Raw genomic sequence first — 19,349 nt, forward strand, 5'->3', positions numbered from 1 at the left:
AGGCAGAGAAAAACCATGAACAACCTGCGCCCCCTTATTCGTCTTTCCCCGATCAGCACGGTCTTGTCCCGCAAGAACCCGAAAATCCTCCTCAGTGGTGCCCATCAGCCTACGCTGCTGCGCTATCTGGACGGCTGGCCACGTCGGCGCGGCGGTTCTTGCGCATTCCTGATTCAGTTTGTCGATCCTCAGCAGTCACTGAGCCATTTTGCCAACGATCAGTTCGACCTTGCTGTCGTGCAATCGCCGCAAGCGGATGATGTTGATCAGGTCATTCGCGACCTGACCCGCATTGCCCGCCAGGGGCTGATTACGCTGGGTTGATGCATGCGCGCGATCCAGTGGCAATAGAAGGCACAGTGCTGGCCCCCCGAGATTGATCCGGCAGGCAAAATCGCCGCCTTATCAAAGGATTAGGTGGTTATCGCATGCGTTTGGTTTATTGTGCTCTGGCGTGCCTGACGCTTTCGGGGCTGGCTTTTTCCGTTCAGGCCAGAAATGCCACGGAAAATGAACGATACCTGTGCCGCTGGGGTTCGAGCATTGCAGGCGGTGCGCAGGCCTCCAAGCTGTCGGGTGTCACTCGTTATGGGGCGCGACAGAAGCTCCAGTCACGCAAGTTCGTCAAGCAGTGGATGCGCCCGATGGCCCTGCGCATCACCGAGCAGACGTACGACAGCGAATCGCGCTTGAAACCGGATGCGGTCAGCAAGGTTTACTACGAAGGCTGCATCCAGCACGAGGTGACGCGTAGATAATCGTTGATCGCCCGTTGAATTGATTTTTGTGGGGCAGGAGAAACGTCTTGAGTACAAAGATCATCACCAGGGACGGGCACGAAGCCCTGAAGAAAGAACTCGACTATCTGTGGCGAGAGCACCGGCCTGATATCACCCAGAAAGTCGCCTGGGCGGCGTCGCTCGGGGATCGCAGCGAGAATGCCGATTACCAGTACAACAAGAAGCTGCTGCGCGAAATCGACCGGCGCGTGCGTTACCTGCGCAAGCGCCTTGAAGACATGCGCGTCGTGCAGTATTCGCCTGAGCAGGAAGGGCGGGTATTTTTCGGTGCCTGGGTCGAGATCGAAAACGAGGCGGGTGATCTCAAGAAGTTTCGGGTTGTCGGTTACGACGAGATCTATGGCCGCAACGACTATATTTCCATCGACTCGCCCATGGCGCGCGCCTTGTTGAAAAAAGAGGTTGGCGATGAAGTGCTGGTCAATACGCCGGAAGGCGAGAAGCTCTGGTTCGTGAACTCGATTGTTTATGAGAAGTAAGGCAGGACGCAGAGCAGTCCGGAACTGCATTCCCACGTGTAGCACTCAGCGTTATACATAAGTCTCGATGAGCCCGAAAAATAGGGCTGACACTCCGATAATTCTCGTTCCCAAGCTCCGCGTGGTAATGCCTTTCGTGACGCTCTGCGTCACACGGCGGTTCTGCGACGTCAGGTGGATTGGTGTTCGGCTCATGTCACCTTTGCGCCCTTACGGCGCCCTACTTCGAGGGACCAAAGTAGGCAAAGTCCCGGCTCCGTTTCCGGCCCGACTTCGTCGGGTTCCTTCGCCCTGACACTGATCCGGGGCTCAGCCGTCACTAACGTCGCACTCTGCGTCATCAGTGCCATCGCGATAAAAAAGCACTTTTATGTGCAGTCGCCTACGGGCGAGGCATGGCGCAATGCACGAGAATCGGTTGGACTTGTGTATAACGATGAATGCGGAGCATTGGAACGAGAGTGGTGTCGTACTCTCGTTCCCCGTGTGACTGCCTTTCGCGACGCTTCGCGTCACATTCCGACCAGTGACCTCAACCCTCGCGCAGTACGGTCAGCGGGCTGACGTTCAGCGCACGGCGGGTGCCGAATACACCGGCACCACCGACCAGCAGCGCACCGATCACGGGCAACAGCAGCAGCCAGGGGTGTGGCTGCCATTCCAGTGAAAAGGCGTAGCGGTACAGTACAAAGCTCACCAGCTCGCAACCCAGTGCCGCCAGCACGCCGCTGGCTGCGCCCAGCAGGCCGAATTCGATGCGTCGCGACTTGATCAGCAGTGCTCGCTCGGCGCCCAGCGCACGCAGCAGGGCGCCTTGCCGGATGCGTTCGTCCAGGGTGGCCTGCAATCCGGAAAACAGCACGGCAATGCCAGCCGCCAGCACGAACAGCAGCACGAATTGCACCGCCAGGGTGACCTGATCAAGGATGCTGCGTACCTGCGCCAGCAAGGCTTCCACACCCAGAATACTGATCGACGGATAGGCCCTCGACAGTTCGACGATCTGCTTGTCCTGACCGGGCGGCAGATAGAAGCTGGTCAGGTAGGTGGTGGGCAGGTCGGCCAGGGTGCCAGGCTGGAAGATCATGAAAAAGTTGGGCTGGAACGTATCCCAGTTCACGGTCCTCAGGCTGGTAACCACGGCTTCGCGAGTCAGACCGCCGACAATGAAGCTCAGGCGGTCGCCCAATTTGATGTTCAGGCTCTCGGCCAGCTTGGCCTCGATTGAAACGCCGGGCGTTGCGTCACCCTGACCGGAGGCGGGCAGGTCTTTCCACCAACGGCCAGCGGTCAATGCATTGCCTTCTGGCAAGTCGGCGGCCCAGGTCAGGCTGAGGTCACGGCGCGTGGCGTTTTCACCGCGCGAGTCTTTGGTGACAAAGTTGCTCACCGGTTCGCCGTTGATGCTGGTCAAACGTCCCGGCACCACCGGATAGAGGGGGGCGGAGTGAGTAGAGAGCTTGCTCAGGGTCTGGGCGAAATTTTCCTTGTCGGCCGGCAGCACATTGAGCACGAAATAATTCGGTGCATCCTTGGGCAACTGGTTCTGCCAGGTGTCGAGCAATTCACCCCGCAGCAGCGCGATCAAGCCCATCGACAGCAGAATCAGGCCGAAGGCCAGTGACTGACCGGCAGCGGCCAGCGGGTAACGCAGCAGTTGCCCCAGGCCCAGCCGCCATGGCAGTGAGGCTCCGGCCAGCAAACGGCGCAGGCTGTTGAGCACCAGCAATAACAGGCTGCCCAATACCAGTGCCGCGACAATGCCGCCGCCCAGCAGGGCGAAGGTGAGGACCAGGTCCAGGCTCAGGCGCCACATGATCAGGCCCAGCGCCAGCAGGGCTGCGCCATACACCAGCCATGAACTGGCGGGAATCGGCAGCATGTCGCGGCGCAGTACGCGCAACGGCGGAACACGACCCAGTGCGGCCAGTGGCGGCAGGGCAAAACCGGCCAGCGCCACCAGCCCGGTGCCCATGCCTGCCAGCGCAGGCAGCAGGCCGCCCGGCGGCACGGTGGCCGGAAGCAGATTTTGCAGCAGCGCGAACAGCCCGAGTTGTGCGAGCCAGCCCAGCAGCGCACCGCTGAGGCTGGCCAGCAGGCCGATGATTGCCAGTTGCAGGCTGAACAGCGCCATTGTCTCACCGCGCGACAGTCCCAGGCAGCGAAGCAGGGCGCTGGCATCGAAGCGCCGGGCAGCAAATCGGGACGCCGAAAGCGCCACAGCCACGCCCGCCAGCAGCACGGCCACCAGACTGGCCATGTTCAGATAACGCTCGGCCTTGCCCAGGGCGCCGCCAATCTGCTGGCTGCCGTCACGCGCGTCCTTGATCTCCTGATGCGGTTCAAGGCCCGGCTCGATGGCCTTGCGATAGGCAGCCAGCGCTTCGGGCGGGCCGCTCCACATTTCCCGGTAGGTCACCCGGCTGCCAGGCTGAACCACGCCGGTGGCGGCCAGGTCTTGCAGATTGATCATTACCCGAGGCGTCAGGCTGTAGAAGTTGCCTGCCCGGTCCGGCTCATAGGTCAGTATGCGGGTCAGTTTCAAGGTTTTGGAGCCGACATCAATGTCGTCACCTACCTTGAGGTCGACGGCCGGAAGCAGCCGCGCCTCGGCCCAGGCTTCGCCGGGTTTCGGACCGCTGCCAGCCTGATCGGGCTGGTACAGGTCCGGTGCGCTTTTCAGTTCGCCGCGCAGCGGGTAGACGTCATCCACCGCCTTGATGCTCGACAGCTGGATACCGGCGTCGGTGGCAATCACGCTGGAGAAAACCACGATCTGCGCATGCTTGAGTTGTAGCTGCTTGCCTTCCTCGACTTGCTCGGCACGTGCCGGGCTGGAACCTTCGAGAATCAGATCGGCGCCAAGGAACTCGGTCGCCCGCAGCAGCATCGCGCCGTTCAGGCGCGCACCGAAGTAACCAATTGCAGTGCTGGCGGCCACGGCCACCAGCAAGGCGAAGAACAGAACCCGTAACTCACCGGCGCGAGCATCACGCAGCAATTGGCGGGTCGCAAGGCTCAGCAATCGAGTAAAAGGCAAGCGTGCCATCAAGGCTCCAGCGGGGCGACCAGACGGCCCCCTTCAAGACGGATCAACCGGCGACAGCGATGCGCCAGACGCTCATCGTGAGTCACCAGCACCAGCGTGGTATTGCGTTCCTTGTTCAGTTCGAACAGCAGATCGCTGATGCGCTCTCCGGTATGGCTGTCCAGGTTGCCGGTGGGCTCGTCGGCAAACAGCACGTCCGGGTCGGCCGCAAAGGCGCGGGCAATCGCGACTCGCTGCTGTTCACCGCCGGACAATTGCCGTGGCGTGTGGGTCAGGCGTTGGCCTAGTCCGACACGCTCCAGCAGGTTGCGGGCTTTCTCGCGGGCGTCCTTGCGGCCTTCCAGCTCCATCGGCAGCATGACGTTCTCCAGCGCGTTAAGGCTGTCGAGCAGCTGGAACGACTGAAACACAAAGCCGACATGCTCGGCGCGCACTCTGGCGCGCTGGTCTTCGTCCAGCGCGCTGAGGTTGCGGCCTGACAGGATCACTGAGCCTGAACTGGGCAGGTCCAGACCGGCAAGCAGGCCGAGCAGCGTGGATTTGCCCGAACCCGAGGCACCGACGATGGCCAGTGTGTCGCCCTTGTTTAGTTCCAGGGAGAGTTCGTGCAGGATAGTCAGGTCACCTTCGGTGCTGGGGACCACTTTACTGAGGCTTTGGGCACTGAGAATACTTTCACTCATGGAGAATCCGATGCGTGCGTGGTTTTTAAGTGCTGGCCTGGGATTGTTGCTGCTGTCACAGGGCGCAATGGCGGGCACGGTGCTGATCGTTGGCGATAGTATCAGTGCGGCTTTCGGCCTGGATACCCGCGTGGGGTGGGTTAGTCTGCTGGAACAGCGCTTGGCGAAGGAGGGATACGACGACAAGGTGGTCAATGCCTCCATCAGTGGCGACACCAGCGCCGGGGGCCTGGCGCGTCTGCCTGCGCTGCTTGCAGAGCATAAGCCTGAGCTGGTTATTCTCGAACTGGGCGGCAACGACGGGTTGCGCGGCCAGCAGCCTGCTCAATTGCAACAAAACCTTTCATCGATGATCGAAAGCTCAAAGGCGGCCGGCGCGAAGGTGCTGCTGCTGGGGATGCAGATACCGCCCAACTACGGGCCGCGTTATACCAATGCGTTCAAGGAGGTCTACAGCCACCTTGCCGAAGAGAAAAAGGTCCCGTTCGTGCCGTTCTTTCTGGAAGGCGTCGGCGGGGTACCCGAGCTGATGCAGGCTGATGGCCTGCATCCTGCGGCCGCCGCGCAGGGGAAGTTGCTGGAAAATGTCTGGCCGAGCCTGAAACCGCTGCTTTGAGGCTTTCCAGTACGGGGGCTTTCGGCTAATGTGGCGCCCCCGATCTGGAGCCCCCCATGCCGCGTCCCGCCTGGTCCCTGTATGCCTATCAAATGCTTGAGCCTCATGAACAGCTGGATCTGTTCGCCTGTCAGGAAGTGCGGGTGCATCTGATTGCGCGTCAGCTGGAACTGGGCGGCTCCATCGACCGGACGTTATGCGGCACGCTGTTACCGGCCCAGCCGCAAATGTCCGCAGTCGAGCTGCAGGCCATGCGCGACGAGCGTCTGTGTCCTCTGTGCAAGGCCATCATGGATGCGCAGCGCAGAGGGATGAACCCGATCTGGCCTGAACTCTAGCTGTCATCACCGCTTACCGGCTCGCCGCGGATATCCGATCTCGCGAGTGCAGGTGTACACTCAGTGCTTATCTCTGTCGCCGTTACCCGAAGGATCTTTCCGGATGTTGTCGCGCATTCCAGCCGTTACCCGCTGTCTGTCACTTGCTGCTCTCTGCGCGGCGAGCTCTGTCCATGCACTGGAGTTTCCGTTGCCGCCACCCGGCGAGGATATCGTGGGTGAAGTTCAGGTGATCAAGGCCAGGTATGAAGACACCTTTGCCGATCTTGGCACTAAATATGATCTGGGCTATCTGGAAATGATTGCCGCCAACCCGGGTGTCGATCCCTGGTTGCCGGGCGCAGGCAAGGACATCGTGCTGCCGACCCGTTTCATCCTGCCGCCCGGTCCGCGCGAAGGCATCGTCATCAATCTGGCCGAGTACCGCATGTATTACTACCCCAAGGGGCAGAATGTGGTGCACACCTACCCGCTGGGTGTGGGTCGTGAAGGCTGGGGCTCGCCCATCGGTGTGACCAAGGTGACCGCCAAGACGCCAAACCCGACCTGGACGCCACCGGCTTCGATCAAGGCCGAACACGCCGCTGATGGCGATCCGCTGCCCGACGTCGTGCCCGCCGGCCCGGACAACCCGCTGGGGCCTTTCAAATTCGGCCTTGGCCTGTCTGGCTACCTGATCCACGGCTCGAACAAGAAATTCGGCATTGGCATGCGCACTAGCCACGGCTGCTTCCGTATGTACAACGACAACGTGCTGGAACTGGCCGATATGGTCCCGGTTGGTACGACAGTGCGCATCATCAGCGAACCCTACAAATTCGGCCTCAGCGGCGGCAAGGTCTACCTTGAGGCCCACACGCCCGTCGATGATCTGGGTAACCCGTCCGTGGTCGACAAACACACCGCTGTCATCAACGCCCTGCTCAAGCGTGACGATCTGGCCAACAACCTGCGCATGAACTGGGACCGTGTACGTGATGTGGTCGCTGCCGAAGACGGCATGCCGGTGGAGATTGCAGAACCCGGTGCTGCGCCTGCGAGTGCTGAAGAACCGGTGATTTTTCAGTAGGGCGTCGCCAGCAGTCCAAAGTGGTCTTGCTTCAATGTCCTGCGTCACAAGTCTTCACTGCGGCACGACGTCATGCTGCGCTTGCGGGAGGCTGCCATACGTGCTTTTCGATCACGGTGGCACTGACGACGCAGAGTGCGACCCCCGGATCAGTGTCAGGGCGAAGGAACCCGACGAAGTCGGGCCGGAAACGGAGCCGGGACTTTGCCTACTTTGGTCCCTCAAAGTAGGGCGCCGTAAAGGCGCAAAGGTGACATGAGCCGAACACCAATCCACCTGACGTCGCAGAACCGCCGTGTGACGCAGAGCGTCACGAAAGGTATTACCACGGAGCGTGAGAACGAGAATCACGCTGGAGCGTGCGAAACGAGAGGCGCTCGAGAGTCGGTCAGCATTCAATGCTGCAAAAAACACGCAAAAAAAAGCCGACCCGTTGCCGGATCGGCTTTCAATAACCCCGGAGGATTATTACTTGCGGCTGGCTTTGTCCAACATGCGCAGAGCGCGCTCGTTGGCTTCGTCAGCAGTTTGCTGAGCTTTTTGAGCAGCAGCCAGAGCTTCGTCAGCCTTGCGATAGGCTTCGTCGGCACGTGCTTGCGAACGAGCTGCTGCGTCTTCGGTAGCTGTCAGACGAGCTTCGGTTTCTTTGGATACGCTGCTGCAACCGGTAGCCAGAACTGCGGCCAGAGCCAGAGCAGAGAATTTCAGAACGTTGTTCATCGTGTTCACCTTCAAGGAATTTTGTTCAAATTAGTCATCTCTCGAAAATGAGAAAACGACCGGCGTACATAGTACCCATTGTTTGTAGTAAGTAAACGGACCCAGCGCAAGAAGCTGCTAAAATTCCCGACTTTGAAAGTGTTCCGCGTTACTTCTCAAGCGTTCTGTACAAAAACTATCCACTTTTACTGGGCCCCTGTTCACTCCGGGCGTTCCGCCACCTCGCTCTAACGTGTCAAGTGACGTCACTGTGTTCGACTTTTGGTCGGCAGGCGGACATTTTCATGCGTTTTTATCTTCACTGTGCTTGAGCATCTTCAGCAATGGTGCCTACTATCCAAGCGTGCTGTTTGTCGAGATCGGCAATGCTCTTTCCGGTGTGATAAACAGGTACTGGGTGGCGTAGATGTTCCTTCGCCGGAAAAAGATCGGTAAGGTAGGGGTCAAATTCCAAGACCCGCTAGGAGTAGCAATGAGCGAGGCGTTGTCCATCCACCATGATGAAGCCGGCCACCATTTTGAAATTATTATCGATGGCCATCGTGCCTACCTGACGTACATGGATCTCGGCAAGCAGACCCTGGACTTCTACCGAACGTTTGTACCTGACGCCTTGCGGGGTCGTGGAATTGCCGCCGCCCTGACCAAGGAGGCGCTCGATTATGCCGACACCATGGGCTATTCCGTCATCCCGTCGTGTTCTTATGTCGAGCGCTACATGGAGCTTCATGACTTGCAGTCCCAGGCTGCCAAGCTTTGATTGATCAGTTTCGACGACTGATCGCTCGATAAAAACCGCCAGCATGAAAAACGCCGAGCATATGCTCGGCGTTTTCGTTATTGCACGTTGATCAGTCGGGCAACTATTTGCGCTTGCGCGCCGGCAGTACACCCTTGAGTTTCGCGTGCATGCTGCGCAGGGTCTTTTCCGTGCTTTCCCAGTCGATGCAGGCGTCGGTAATCGACACCCCGTACTGCAATTCCGACAAGTCCTTCGGAATGGCCTGACAACCCCAGTTCAGATGGCTCTCGACCATCAAGCCGATGATCGATTCGTTGCCTTCCAGAATCTGGTTGGCGACGTTTTCCATCACCAGCGGTTGCAGGGCCGGGTCCTTATTGGAGTTGGCGTGGCTGCAATCGACCATGATGTTCGGGCGAATGCCTGATTTGTTCAGGGCCTGCTCGCAGAGGGCAACGCTGACCGAGTCGTAGTTGGGCTTGCCATTGCCGCCGCGCAATACCACGTGGCCGTAGGCATTGCCTTTGGTGGTCACGATCGATACGCCGCCTTCCTGGTTGATACCCAGGAAACGATGGGGGCTGGAAACCGACTGCAAGGCATTGATCGCAACCGTCAGGCCGCCATCGGTGCCGTTCTTGAAGCCGACCGCCGAAGACAGACCGGATGCCATCTCGCGGTGGGTCTGGGATTCGGTGGTGCGTGCGCCGATGGCCGACCAACTGATCAGGTCTTGCAGGTACTGCGGCGAAATCGGGTCCAGGGCTTCGGTGGCAGTGGGCAGGCCCATTTCCGCCAGATCCAGCAGCAATTGACGACCGATGTGCAGGCCATCCTGGATCTTGAACGAGTCATCCAGATACGGATCGTTGATCAGGCCTTTCCAGCCAACCGTGGTCCGTGGCTTTTCGAAATAGACGCGCATGACCAGATAAAGGGTGTCGGACACTTCAGCCGCCAGCGTTTTAAGACGCTCGGCGTATTCCTTGGCTGCCTTGAGATCATGGATCGAGCAGGGACCGATCACAATGAACAGGCGGTGATCGTTGCCATCAAGAATGTTGCGGATCACTTCGCGGCCCTGGCTGACGGTGCGCAGGGCAGCATCGGTCAGCGGGATGTCGCGCTTGAGCTGATCCGGCGTGATCAGGGTCTCGTTGGAAGCAACGTTGAGGTCGTTAATCGGTAAATCAGCCATCGTGTTACTCATCAGGTCGCGGGTACTGGCCGCCTACGGTCCCCCGTGCGGCGGTGCCCAGCAGGTTTGAGCGCAGCGGGGAGCCGAACCTTAGCGCGTTATCGCGCTGTTCGACAATAAGTAAACGAGCTGTCGGCTGTCGTACGCATCTGTATTTGCAACACCATGCGCTGCGACGGATAGTGTATGCCGTTCCCTGAAACACACAGACAGCCGAGAGAGACGTTATGAGTGTCCATCCAGAGCAGCCGCGAATCGGCATCATCGGCACCGGAGCCATTGGCGGTTTTTATGGCCTGATGCTGGCGCGAGCCGGTTTCGACGTGCATTTCCTGCTACGCAGTGAGTTCGATGCAGTGGTGAGCAACGGGTTGCAGGTCAGCAGTGCAGTGCACGGCGATCTGCACCTCAAGCCCGTAAAGGCCTATTCTTCAGCCGCCGATATGCCAGCGTGCGACTGGTTGCTGGTGGGCACTAAAAGCACCGGCAATGCGGCGTTGGGGCCGATCATCAGACAAGCGGCCGCGCCGGGTGCCAAGGTGCTGCTGTTGCAGAACGGGCTGGCGGTAGAGGATGAGTTGCGCGCAGTGCTGCCCGACAGCCTGCATATATTGGGCGGACTGTGCTTTATCTGTGTCCACCGGATCGCTCCCGGCAAGGTTGTGCACCAGGCGTTTGGCGCGGTCAGCGTGGGTTACCACAGCGGTCCTGCTGCCGACGATGCAGAACGTCTGGCCATTACCGACACCTGTGCGCAGCTGTTCCGCGCCTCTGACGTCGAAGCGCATGTGATGGAGAATCTGCAACAGGCGCGTTGGCGCAAGCTGGTCTGGAACGTGCCTTACAACGGGCTCGCCGCGTTGTTGCAGGCGGGCACACGTGCGTTGATGGCCGACCCGGACAGTCGGGTGCTTATCAAGGCTTTGATGGATGAGGTGGTGCAGGGCGCTGAAGCCTGCGGGCATGACTTGCCAGCAGGGTTCGCGGAGCAGTTGTTCTCGGTGACCGAGAGCATGCCGGATTACAAACCCAGCATGTACCACGATCTGGCCGGGCACCGCCCGCTGGAACTGGAGGCTATCTACGCCCGGCCTCTGGCGGCAGCGCTTGCGGCGGGTTTCGACATGGTGCGCGTTCGCACGCTGTATCAGGCGCTGGGATTTATCGATCGCAGTAGCCGCTGAGCTGAATGGACGAGGGTGGACTCATGACTGAAAACAACGACCACAAGCTGGTACTGGCTATTTCATCGCGGGCGCTGTTCGATCTGCGCGACAGCCACGCGGTGTACATGGCTGATGGCGTCGAGGCCTATCGCAAGTATCAGATCGAGCATGAGGACGAAATTCTCGAGCAGGGCGATGCTTTTCCGTTGGTGGAAAAACTCCTGAGCCTCAACGCCAGTCTCGGCCAGGCGCGGGTCGAAGTGGTATTGGTCTCGCGTAACAGTGCCGACACCGGATTACGGGTGTTCAATTCGATTCAGCATTACGGGCTGGACATCAGCCGCGCTGCGTTCGCAGGCGGGCGCAGTCCGTATCCCTATCTCGCAGCGTTTGGCTGTCATTTGTTCCTCTCGACTCATGCGCAAGACGTACGCAGCGCGCTGGATGCCGGATTCGCCGCCGCGACCATTCTGTCGGGTGGTGCGCGACGTGCGGCCAGCGCCGAATTGCGCATCGCGTTCGATGGTGACGCAGTATTGTTTTCCGATGAGTCGGAGCGGGTTTACCAGGCAGACGGGCTGGCGGCGTTTCAGGCCAGCGAGCGTGAGTCGGCCCGAGAGCCACTGCGCGGTGGCCCTTTCAAGCCGTTTCTGGCTGCCCTGAATCTGCTGCAGCGCGAATTTCCCGAGACCAGTTGCCCGATCCGTACTGCGCTGGTCACTGCACGCTCGGCGCCTGCCCATGAACGGGTGATCCGTACGCTGCGCGAATGGGATATCCGTCTGGACGAGTCACTGTTTCTGGGTGGGCTGCAGAAGTCAGCGTTTCTGGAAGCGTTCGCCGCCGATGTTTTTTTCGATGATCAGCCCGGCCACTGCGAAAAGGCGCGTGAAGTCGTCGCAACCGGGCATGTGCCACACGGCATCAGTAACGAACTCCGGCCGGATGCAGGCGAGCGTTGAAGAGCCTTCGCATCTATGCCATCGCAGCGTCAGATGCACTGCTAAGCTGACTCGATCTCCGCCATTCCGGTTGTCCGGGGGGTTGTATGGTTCGAACGATGTTGTATGCCACAGACCTCGGTCTTTACGCGCCTTATGCAACGCAGCATGCGCTGGCGCTCGCTCGAACGTTCAACGCCGGACTTTACGTGATCCATGTTGTGGAACCCATGGGACTGTTTGCCGAATCGGTGCTCCAGAGCTACCTGGGCGAAGATGTGCTACAGGAGCTGCACAGTCAGGGCGTGAATACTTTCATGGATGCAATAGAACAGCGGATCCTCGACGGGTTTCGTGAGGAACTGGGTGAGGGGCATCAGGACCTGTCATTCATCCGCACGGTGCGCGTTATTCAGGGCGAGCCTGCGAGCATTATTCTTGAGCAGGCCCAGAAACTGGGTGTGGACTTGTTGGTGATCGGCAGTCACAGCCAGGGGATGGAAGAAGGCGGGTCGATTGGTCGTACGGCCGCCAGGGTTTTACAGCTTTCAGAGGTGCCGGTTTACATGGTGCCCATCATGTTGAACAAAGGGCGGGGGTAGGGAAAGTCAATTTGGTGTTTTAGTTGAATTCGAGCGTGCGATCACCTCGCAAAGGTGATAAAAAGTTCTAGAATTATTCGTCTACCATTAATCCAGTTATATACCGTCGCTGATGCCCATAGGGCTTATCTGCTTTGAGGGACACATATGAAGCTTCAACAACTGCGCTACATTTGGGAAGTGGCGCACCACGACCTCAACGTTTCCGCGACGGCCCAAAGCCTTTACACCTCTCAACCCGGCATCAGCAAACAGATCCGTCTGCTTGAAGATGAGCTTGGGGTCGAGGTCTTTGCCCGCAGCGGCAAGCACCTGACGCGCGTGACACCGGCTGGCGAGCGCATTATCACCACCGCTGGCGAAATTCTGCGCAAGGTTGAGAGTATCAAGCAGATTGCCCAGGAATTCTCCAACGAGAAGAAAGGCACACTGTCAATTGCCACCACGCACACCCAGGCCCGTTATGCGTTGCCGCCGGTGATCAGCAGTTTCATCAAGCAGTACCCGGATGTTGCGTTGCACATGCATCAGGGCTCGCCGATGCAGATCGCTGAAATGGCTGCCGACGGCACGGTCGATTTCGCCATCGCCACCGAAGCGCTTGAGCAGTTCAGCGACCTGGTGATGATGCCGTGCTATCGCTGGAACCGTTGTGTGGTGGTGCCGCAGGGCCACCCGCTGAGCAAAGTGCCGAAGCTGACACTGGAGTTGCTGGCGGAATATCCGATAGTGACGTACGTGTTCGGTTTTACCGGCCGTTCCAAACTGGATGAAGCCTTCAGTCATCGCGGCCTGGTGCCCAAGGTCGTGTTCACGGCGGCGGATGCCGACGTCATCAAGACTTATGTCAGGTTGAACCTCGGCGTGGGAATCGTTGCCAGGATGGCGGTCGACGAGGAAGTGGACAGCGATCTGGTGGTGCTTGACGCCAGTGACCTGTTTGAGTCCAGCGTCACCAAGATTGCGTTCCGTCGCGGGACCTTCCTGCGCGGCTTTATGTGCGATTTCATCGAGAAGTTCGCCCCGCACCTGACCCGCGAAGTCATGGCCAAGGCGATTCAGTGCCATAACAAACAGGAAATGGAAGAACTGTTTGCCAACGTCGAATTGCCGGTGCATTAAGGGCAACTGCAAGTCTTTAGCTACAAGCTGCAAGTAGAAGCCAGGCAGGCTCTTACTTGCAGCTTGCAGCGCTAGCCGCGCCCTATCAGATTACCCGCATGCAGGCCGCACTCTTTCTGTGTGGCTTCTTCCCACCACCAGCGGCCTTCGCGTTCGTGCTGGTTGGGCAGGACCGGGCGGGTGCAGGGTTCACAGCCGATGCTGATGAAGCCGCGCTCGTGCAGGCTGTTATAGGGCAGCTCCAGCATCCGGATGTAACCCCAGATTTCTTCGCTGCTCATCTGCGCCAGCGGGTTGAATTTGTACAGCGTGCGTTCGGCCGTTGAAAACGCGGTGTCGATTTCCAGTGCGGCTACGGCGCTGCGCGTGCCGGGGCTCTGGTCGCGACGCTGGCCGGTGGCCCAGGCGCTGACGCCAGAAAGTTTGCGCCGTAACGGCTCGATTTTGCGAATACCGCAGCACTCGCCATGGCCGTCCCGATAGAAACTGAACAGCCCCTTTTCCTTGACGAACGGCTCCAGCTTGCTCTGGTCCGGCGAGATGATTTCGATCTCGATCTTGTAGTGATCACGCACCTGCTCAATGAAACGATACGTCTCGGGGTGCAGGCGGCCCGTGTCGAGGCTGAACACCTTGACGTTCTTGTTCAGTTTCCAGGCCATGTCCACCAGCACCACATCTTCAGCGCCGCTGAACGAGATCCACAGCTCATCACCGAAATGCTCGAAGGCCAGCTTCAGTATGTCCTGCGCAGATTTGTTCGCATAAGTCGTCGCCAGTCCGGCGACATCGAAAGGTTGGCTCATCAGGCGGCTTCCTTGAATCCAGGGGTGGCGCTTAAGCGCTCGTAATGGCGGCAATGGTAACAAAATCCGCTGTGCAGGGGCTGTTGCCAGAGGCTAGAGTGCCGCTTCCTTTGCTAGTGAATACCCTCTGGGAGCGTGTCGTGGAAATTGCCTGTCTGGACCTGGAAGGTGTGCTGGTCCCGGAAATCTGGATCGCCTTCGCCGAAAAAACCGGTATCGAATCGCTGCGCGCCACCACTCGGGACATTCCGGACTACGACGTGTTGATGCAGCAGCGGCTGCGTATTCTCGACGAGCACGATCTGAAACTGTCTGACATACAGGCAGTGATCAGCACTCTGAAGCCACTGGACGGCGCGGTGGAATTTGTCGACTGGCTGCGCGAGCGCTTTCAGGTGGTGATTCTCTCGGACACGTTCTATGAGTTCTCTCAGCCGCTGATGCGTCAGCTGGGGTTTCCGACGCTGTTGTGCCATCGGCTGATAACCGATGAAACCGACCGAGTGGTCAGTTACCAGTTGCGCCAGAAAGACCCGAAGCGGCAGTCGGTGCTGGCTTTGAAAAGCCTGTATTACCGGATCATCGCGGCGGGTGATTCATACAACGACACCAGCATGCTGGGCGAAGCCGATGCCGGCATTCTGTTTCACGCGCCCGACAACGTGATCCGCGAGTTTCCGCAGTTCCCGGCGGTGCACACGTTCGAGGCCCTGAAGAAGGAATTCATCAAGGCCTCGAATCGGGATTTGATGCTTTGAAGGCGTAGCCTCGGTTGTGCACGACTGCAGACAGGTGACGCAATATTGTGCCGACGCTCTGCGTGGGTATGCCGTTCTTGACGCTCTGCGTCGTCTTCGCGACGCAGAGCGGCTCAGAGTGCTTCAAGCGTTTCCAGCAGCACGCGGACTTTGGTGAAGGTTTCCTGGTATTCGGCCTCGCTCTCCGAGTCAGCGACGATGCCGCCGCCGCCCCAGCAGGAGATTTGCCCGTCCTTGACCAGCAGGCTGCGGATGGCAATCGAGCTGTCCATTTCGCCGCGCACGTCCAGGTACATCAGTGAGCCGCAATACAGACTGCGGCGGGTCGGCTCCAGCTCGTCGATTATCTGCATGGCGCGGATTTTCGGTGCGCCGGTGATCGAGCCGCCCGGAAAACTGCCCGCGATCAGGTCCAGGGCATCATTGCCGGAGGCCAGTTCGCCAGTCACGCTGCTCACCAGATGGTGCACATTCGGGTAGCTTTCCAGGCTGAACAGTTCCGGGACCTTGACCGAGCCGATGCTGCAACTGCGTCCCAGGTCATTGCGCAGCAGGTCGACGATCATCAGGTTTTCAGCGCGGTCCTTGGGGCTCGTCAATAGCGCTTCGGCATAGGCCTTGTCCTGGGCCGCATCATGACCGCGCGGCCGCGTGCCTTTTATCGGTCGGGTTTCAACCTGACCTTCGCTGACCCTGACGTAGCGCTCTGGCGACAGGCTCAGGATTGCATCGCCATCATGCAAGGCGAAGTAACCGGAAAACGGAGTAGGGCAGGCGGCGCGTAATGCGCGATAAGCGGCCCACGGGTCGCCTTGGCAATCGGCCTGAAAACGCTGGGCGAAGTTGACCTGATAACAGTCCCCGGCGTGGATATAAGCCTGGATCCGGGCAAAGGCAGCATGATACTCGTCGGCAGGCAGGTTGGCCTTGAACGCCGAGGTCAGTTGAAATTCGGCTGAATCGGCAGCGGCGGGTTGCTCGAACAATTCAAGCAAGCGCTGGACTTCGCCGGCCGACAGCGAGGGATGGCCCATCAACTGCGTGGTCCGCGCTTGATGGTCAGTGATGACGGCCCAGGCGTACAGCCCAAGACGGGCGTCGGGCAATTGCAGATCATCGACCGCCCGCCCAGGTTGCGGCTCCAGGCGGCGGCCGAAGTCATACCCCAGGTAACCCAGCAGTCCACCGGCGAAGGGCAATGTGCTGCCCACCGGTAATTGCGCCGGGCCCAGTCGCGCAAGGCTTTCACGCAGACGCTGAAAAAAAGCGTCGCCGCTTTCCCGAGGCTCCGGCACCAATTGCTCCAGCGGCCAGGCGCTGAGCACATCGAACCTGCCGCGCTCGGCGCCGGGGCGGCCGCTGTCCAGCAGGATGGCGCCGGGGGCATGGCGAATTCTGACGAAGTTGTTAGCCGGGTTTGCTGAATAAGGCAATGGGTGGAGCAAGCAGGTCAGCATTCGCGCAGGCCAGTCTGTGTGTGTGGTCGGCGATTGTAGTCCTGCACACCGCAGCCTCCTAGGGGGATGTTGCCTGCTATCGGTTATAAGGCCGGCGCTGCATGCGCTTCGAAATGGCTTGTCATGTTTCGGTTTCGTAATAACCACAATAATGGTCGTTGAGATATTTATCAGTGGGGAAGCGATTATTTATCTCGATAGGACGGCATACCTATTAGCTATTGATTTTCATTGCTCGCGATAAGAGAGGTTCTGGTTATTCCAAAAAAGTTGATTTGACACGGTAATAAGCGCCGGTATTTGTCGGATGGGTACTACAATTGTCTAGGAATCTTCCTACATGATTTTGAGGGTTATATTGCTAATCTCCGGCGCTACTCGCACAGGTAGTGCGAGTTTGCCTAAAATATTTTAACCCTCGGTGATTGGAATGAATGTTTCTCGCAGGTATTTTTTAATTCCGTTGGCGAAGACGTTGAGTTTGTTTTCCGTTGCACCCCTCATGCTGGTTTGTCATCAAGCTCAAGCGGCCTTTGAACAAGTCGTCATCGGTGAAACGAAAAATATCGATGGATCAACGATGGTCGATAATTGGGATGTATCGAACGGGGGTACGTTGAATGCGAGCGGTGCCCGCACCGGCTATATAAATGTAACCAAAAGTGACCTGAATCTGACTAATACAACGGTTAAGGGTGTCAACCTCTCGGGTGTTGGAATATCCCTGCTGTTCAGTGATTCCACAATTGTCGGCAGCAGTATCACGGGGGGAGAGACCGGAATGCGCATAGCCGGCGGAACAGTCGTGATAACAGGGAGTCAAGTTAACGGCAGTGATTTCGGTATTGATCTGCGCACGGGCACCAGTGCGGGCTCTAGCGCTGACTTGACACTGGTGGGAAGTCAAGTCAACGGAACCGGCCCGGCGGGCGTCGGCCTTCATATGTTCGGCGGAATTGTAAGGGCCACCGAGGGTTCGGTTATCCAGGGTGCGCAAAATGGCATTACCGTCAGTCAAGGTCCTTTTGGTGAAACGCCGACGATCGAGCTCGATAACAGTCGGGTAGAGGGGCAGACCGGATCTGCGATTGTGGTGAATGCTCCTTTCGGTGAAAACAACTTCACCCGGATCAACGTGAATAATGGTTCGACCCTAGTGGGAGGCAACGGCACTCTCCTTGAGGTTAACGGTGCCAACGGAAAAATGAATGTGAGTAATAGCGCACTCACGGGCAATATCCAGGTTCGTGACAGCGGCGCGATGGATCTTGATTTCAACCAGAGTCGGTTGACCGGCGATATCAGCGCCGAGGCAGGCAGCACGATCAATGTGGCGTTGAATAATCAGTCGGTCTTCACCGGTCGCCTGGAAAACGTCAGCAGTCTGGCCGTAAACAGCGCCGCGCAATGGGTGATGGTTGAAGATTCCTCAGTGGCGAATCTGACGATGGATGGCGGCGCGATAAAGCTGGGTGAGCCGAATGCTTTTTATAAATTGTCGGTGGAGAATCTGTCGGGCAACGGCACGTTCATCATGGACGCGGATTTTTCGCAGGGCAAAGTTGATTTTCTCGATGTCACCGGGACGGCGACAGGCAACCACTCTTTGCTGGTGGGGGCGACTGGTGCAGACCCGGTTGCCGATTCAAGCCTGCATGTAGTGCATACAGCCGCAGGCGACGCGCAGTTTTCCTTGCTGAACGGGCCAGTGGACATGGGCACCTACAGCTACGCGCTCAGTCAGCAAAATGGCAACGACTGGTACCTGATCAATACTGGCAAAGTCAGTGCAGGCACCAGTGCGGTGCTGGCACTGTTCAATACCGCTCCGACTGTCTGGTATGGCGAGCTATCGAGCTTGCGCAGCCGCATGGGCGAACTGCGAATCAATGGCGCACAACCGGGCGGCTGGGTCCGTACCTACGGCAACAGGTTTGATGCCAAGGCCGCGTCGGGCGTCGGTTATCAGCAAACCCAGCAGGGTTTGTCGTTCGGCGCCGATGCGCCGCTGCCGATTGGCGACGGTCAATGGCTGGTCGGGCTACTGGGCGGCTACAGCAAATCGGATCTCAGTCTGGACCGTGGCACCTCCGGCCAGGTGAACAGCTACTACCTCGGCGCTTACACCACCTGGCTGGATCACGACAGCGGCTACTACTTCGACGGCGTGTTGAAATTCAACCGGTTCCGTAACGAAGCCGACGTCAGCCTGAGTGACGGAACCAAATCCAAAGGCGACTACGACAATAGCGGTGTCGGTGCTTCGCTGGAATTCGGCAAACACATCAAGCTGGATAACAATTACTTCCTGGAACCCTACACGCAGCTATCCGGCGTGGTCATTCAGGGCAAGGATTATGGTCTGGACAACGGTATGCAGGCCGAAGGCGACCGTACCCGTTCACTGCTGGGTAAGCTGGGCACAACGGCGGGGCGCAATTTTGATCTTGGTGAAGGCAAGGTGGTGCAGCCCTATGTGCGGGCCGCCTACGTGCATGAGTTCGCCAGGAACAACGATGTGGAGGTTAACAACAACGTTTTCAATAATGACTTGTCCGGTTCTCGCGGTGAGCTGGGTGTGGGTATTGCGATGTCCATGTCTGATCGGCTGCAACTGCATGCCGACTTTGAATACAGTAATGGTGACAAGATCAAACAACCCTGGGGCGCCAATGTGGGGGTGCGTTATAGCTGGTGAGGCGCAGTCATCAAGTTTAAGGGAGGCGAAAGCCTCTCTTTTTTTTGCTGTATAAAAACGCTGCTTAAGTCATGCGGCAACTGTCTACCTGTCAGTTATGACAGT

19 protein-coding genes are annotated in these 19,349 nt (G+C 58.5%); 13 read left to right on the forward strand and 6 right to left on the reverse strand.

Annotation, left to right across the window (positions count from 1 at the left end):
* The first annotated feature begins 15 nt into the window (after positions 1–15).
* The 3 genes from N018_RS09440 (at position 16) to greB (ending at position 1,279) form a co-directional block, all read left to right on the forward strand.
* Positions 16–324: a hypothetical protein gene (locus tag N018_RS09440; protein WP_024643309.1), complete on the forward strand. Its 309-nt coding sequence runs from the start codon at positions 16–18 to the stop codon at positions 322–324.
* A 104-nt stretch (positions 325–428) separates the two neighbouring features.
* Complete coding sequence (locus N018_RS09445) at positions 429–758, forward strand: hypothetical protein (RefSeq protein WP_024643308.1); 330 nt, start codon at positions 429–431, stop codon at positions 756–758.
* Between the two features lie 47 nt (positions 759–805).
* A complete protein-coding gene (gene greB / locus N018_RS09450) occupies positions 806–1,279 on the forward strand; it encodes a transcription elongation factor GreB (protein ID WP_024643307.1) in 474 nt (157 codons plus the stop codon).
* Positions 1,280–1,811: 532 nt separating this feature from the next.
* Here greB and N018_RS09455 read toward each other — a convergent pair.
* Entirely contained in the window at positions 1,812–4,328 is a 2,517-nt protein-coding gene (locus N018_RS09455) for an ABC transporter permease (RefSeq protein WP_025389409.1), read from the reverse strand.
* The gene (locus tag N018_RS09460) at positions 4,328–5,011 is read right to left on the reverse strand and encodes an ABC transporter ATP-binding protein (protein WP_024647686.1); all 684 of its coding nucleotides are present in this window, start codon (positions 5,009–5,011) and stop codon (positions 4,328–4,330) included. Before N018_RS09460 ends, N018_RS09455 begins: the two co-directional genes overlap by 1 nt.
* Positions 5,012–5,021: 10 nt before the next feature.
* Between N018_RS09460 and N018_RS09465 the strand changes: the two genes are divergently transcribed.
* From N018_RS09465 to N018_RS09475, 3 genes are all read left to right on the forward strand, one after another.
* Complete coding sequence (locus tag N018_RS09465) at positions 5,022–5,627, forward strand: arylesterase (protein ID WP_025389410.1); 606 nt, start codon at positions 5,022–5,024, stop codon at positions 5,625–5,627.
* Between the two features lie 56 nt (positions 5,628–5,683).
* Positions 5,684–5,965 carry a hypothetical protein gene (locus N018_RS09470; RefSeq protein ID WP_007249946.1) on the forward strand — a complete coding sequence of 94 codons (282 nt, stop codon included), beginning with the start codon at positions 5,684–5,686 and terminating at the stop codon, positions 5,963–5,965.
* 103 nt (positions 5,966–6,068) lie between these two features.
* On the forward strand, positions 6,069–7,034 hold the full coding sequence (locus N018_RS09475) for a L,D-transpeptidase family protein (protein ID WP_025389411.1): 966 nt from the start codon (positions 6,069–6,071) through the stop codon (positions 7,032–7,034).
* Positions 7,035–7,502: 468 nt separating this feature from the next.
* Here N018_RS09475 and oprI read toward each other — a convergent pair whose 3' ends face one another.
* Entirely contained in the window at positions 7,503–7,754 is a 252-nt protein-coding gene (gene oprI / locus N018_RS09480; RefSeq protein WP_002553018.1) for an outer membrane lipoprotei OprI, read from the reverse strand.
* A 472-nt stretch (positions 7,755–8,226) separates the two neighbouring features.
* Between oprI and N018_RS09485 the strand changes: the two genes are divergently transcribed.
* Positions 8,227–8,514, forward strand: coding sequence for a GNAT family N-acetyltransferase (locus N018_RS09485; protein ID WP_024647683.1), 288 nt, complete (start codon positions 8,227–8,229; stop codon positions 8,512–8,514).
* 103 nt (positions 8,515–8,617) lie between these two features.
* Here the strand turns inward: N018_RS09485 and N018_RS09490 are convergent, their stop codons facing one another.
* Positions 8,618–9,694: a 3-deoxy-7-phosphoheptulonate synthase gene (locus tag N018_RS09490; protein WP_024647682.1), complete on the reverse strand. Its 1,077-nt coding sequence runs from the start codon at positions 9,692–9,694 to the stop codon at positions 8,618–8,620.
* A 227-nt stretch (positions 9,695–9,921) separates the two neighbouring features.
* Between N018_RS09490 and N018_RS09495 the strand changes: the two genes are divergently transcribed.
* The 4 genes from N018_RS09495 (at position 9,922) to cysB (ending at position 13,525) form a co-directional block, all read left to right on the forward strand.
* Entirely contained in the window at positions 9,922–10,878 is a 957-nt protein-coding gene (locus N018_RS09495; protein WP_024647681.1) for a putative 2-dehydropantoate 2-reductase, read from the forward strand.
* 23 nt (positions 10,879–10,901) lie between these two features.
* Positions 10,902–11,822 (forward strand): 5'-nucleotidase, encoded by a 921-nt coding sequence (locus tag N018_RS09500; protein ID WP_025389412.1) that lies wholly within the window; start codon positions 10,902–10,904, stop codon positions 11,820–11,822.
* An 86-nt stretch (positions 11,823–11,908) separates the two neighbouring features.
* A complete protein-coding gene (locus tag N018_RS09505) occupies positions 11,909–12,403 on the forward strand; it encodes a universal stress protein (RefSeq protein ID WP_025389413.1) in 495 nt (164 codons plus the stop codon).
* Positions 12,404–12,550: 147 nt separating this feature from the next.
* Positions 12,551–13,525, forward strand: a complete 975-nt coding sequence (gene cysB / locus N018_RS09510) for an HTH-type transcriptional regulator CysB (RefSeq protein WP_025389414.1) — start codon at positions 12,551–12,553, stop codon at positions 13,523–13,525.
* Between the two features lie 71 nt (positions 13,526–13,596).
* Here the strand turns inward: cysB and N018_RS09515 are convergent, their stop codons facing one another.
* Positions 13,597–14,331: a phosphoadenylyl-sulfate reductase gene (locus tag N018_RS09515; protein WP_024647677.1), complete on the reverse strand. Its 735-nt coding sequence runs from the start codon at positions 14,329–14,331 to the stop codon at positions 13,597–13,599.
* 140 nt (positions 14,332–14,471) lie between these two features.
* On the opposite strand from N018_RS09515, the gene thrH reads away from it, so the two are divergent.
* On the forward strand, positions 14,472–15,089 hold the full coding sequence (gene thrH / locus N018_RS09520) for a bifunctional phosphoserine phosphatase/homoserine phosphotransferase ThrH (RefSeq protein WP_024647676.1): 618 nt from the start codon (positions 14,472–14,474) through the stop codon (positions 15,087–15,089).
* A 113-nt stretch (positions 15,090–15,202) separates the two neighbouring features.
* Here the strand turns inward: thrH and pabB are convergent, their stop codons facing one another.
* On the reverse strand, positions 15,203–16,546 hold the full coding sequence (gene pabB, locus N018_RS09525) for an aminodeoxychorismate synthase component I (protein WP_025389415.1): 1,344 nt from the start codon (positions 16,544–16,546) through the stop codon (positions 15,203–15,205).
* A gap of 430 nt (positions 16,547–16,976) precedes the next feature.
* Here pabB and N018_RS09530 point away from each other — a divergent pair, with 430 nt between their 5' ends.
* Entirely contained in the window at positions 16,977–19,244 is a 2,268-nt protein-coding gene (locus N018_RS09530) for an autotransporter outer membrane beta-barrel domain-containing protein (RefSeq protein ID WP_025389416.1), read from the forward strand.
* Positions 19,245–19,349 lie beyond the last annotated feature (105 nt).

Origin of the sequence: Pseudomonas syringae CC1557 (assembly GCF_000452705.1) — a bacterium.
Classification (GTDB): domain Bacteria; phylum Pseudomonadota; class Gammaproteobacteria; order Pseudomonadales; family Pseudomonadaceae; genus Aquipseudomonas; species Aquipseudomonas syringae_F.

What these genes read in the sequence shown, in the direction of transcription:
- N018_RS09440 (WP_024643309.1), top strand. Translation starts at nt 16, where the DNA reads ATGAACAACCTGCGCCCCCTTATTCGTCTTTCCCCGATCAGCACGGTC.
- N018_RS09445 (WP_024643308.1), top strand. Translation starts at nt 429, where the DNA reads ATGCGTTTGGTTTATTGTGCTCTGGCGTGCCTGACGCTTTCGGGGCTG.
- N018_RS09455 (WP_025389409.1), bottom strand. Translation starts at nt 4,328, where the DNA reads ATGGCACGCTTGCCTTTTACTCGATTGCTGAGCCTTGCGACCCGCCAA.
- N018_RS09460 (WP_024647686.1), bottom strand. Translation starts at nt 5,011, where the DNA reads ATGAGTGAAAGTATTCTCAGTGCCCAAAGCCTCAGTAAAGTGGTCCCC.
- N018_RS09465 (WP_025389410.1), top strand. Translation starts at nt 5,022, where the DNA reads ATGCGTGCGTGGTTTTTAAGTGCTGGCCTGGGATTGTTGCTGCTGTCA.
- N018_RS09470 (WP_007249946.1), top strand. Translation starts at nt 5,684, where the DNA reads ATGCCGCGTCCCGCCTGGTCCCTGTATGCCTATCAAATGCTTGAGCCT.
- N018_RS09475 (WP_025389411.1), top strand. Translation starts at nt 6,069, where the DNA reads ATGTTGTCGCGCATTCCAGCCGTTACCCGCTGTCTGTCACTTGCTGCT.
- oprI (WP_002553018.1), bottom strand. Translation starts at nt 7,754, where the DNA reads ATGAACAACGTTCTGAAATTCTCTGCTCTGGCTCTGGCCGCAGTTCTG.
- N018_RS09485 (WP_024647683.1), top strand. Translation starts at nt 8,227, where the DNA reads ATGAGCGAGGCGTTGTCCATCCACCATGATGAAGCCGGCCACCATTTT.
- N018_RS09490 (WP_024647682.1), bottom strand. Translation starts at nt 9,694, where the DNA reads ATGGCTGATTTACCGATTAACGACCTCAACGTTGCTTCCAACGAGACC.
- N018_RS09495 (WP_024647681.1), top strand. Translation starts at nt 9,922, where the DNA reads ATGAGTGTCCATCCAGAGCAGCCGCGAATCGGCATCATCGGCACCGGA.
- N018_RS09500 (WP_025389412.1), top strand. Translation starts at nt 10,902, where the DNA reads ATGACTGAAAACAACGACCACAAGCTGGTACTGGCTATTTCATCGCGG.
- N018_RS09505 (WP_025389413.1), top strand. Translation starts at nt 11,909, where the DNA reads ATGGTTCGAACGATGTTGTATGCCACAGACCTCGGTCTTTACGCGCCT.
- cysB (WP_025389414.1), top strand. Translation starts at nt 12,551, where the DNA reads ATGAAGCTTCAACAACTGCGCTACATTTGGGAAGTGGCGCACCACGAC.
- N018_RS09515 (WP_024647677.1), bottom strand. Translation starts at nt 14,331, where the DNA reads ATGAGCCAACCTTTCGATGTCGCCGGACTGGCGACGACTTATGCGAAC.
- pabB (WP_025389415.1), bottom strand. Translation starts at nt 16,546, where the DNA reads ATGCTGACCTGCTTGCTCCACCCATTGCCTTATTCAGCAAACCCGGCT.
- N018_RS09530 (WP_025389416.1), top strand. Translation starts at nt 16,977, where the DNA reads ATGAATGTTTCTCGCAGGTATTTTTTAATTCCGTTGGCGAAGACGTTG.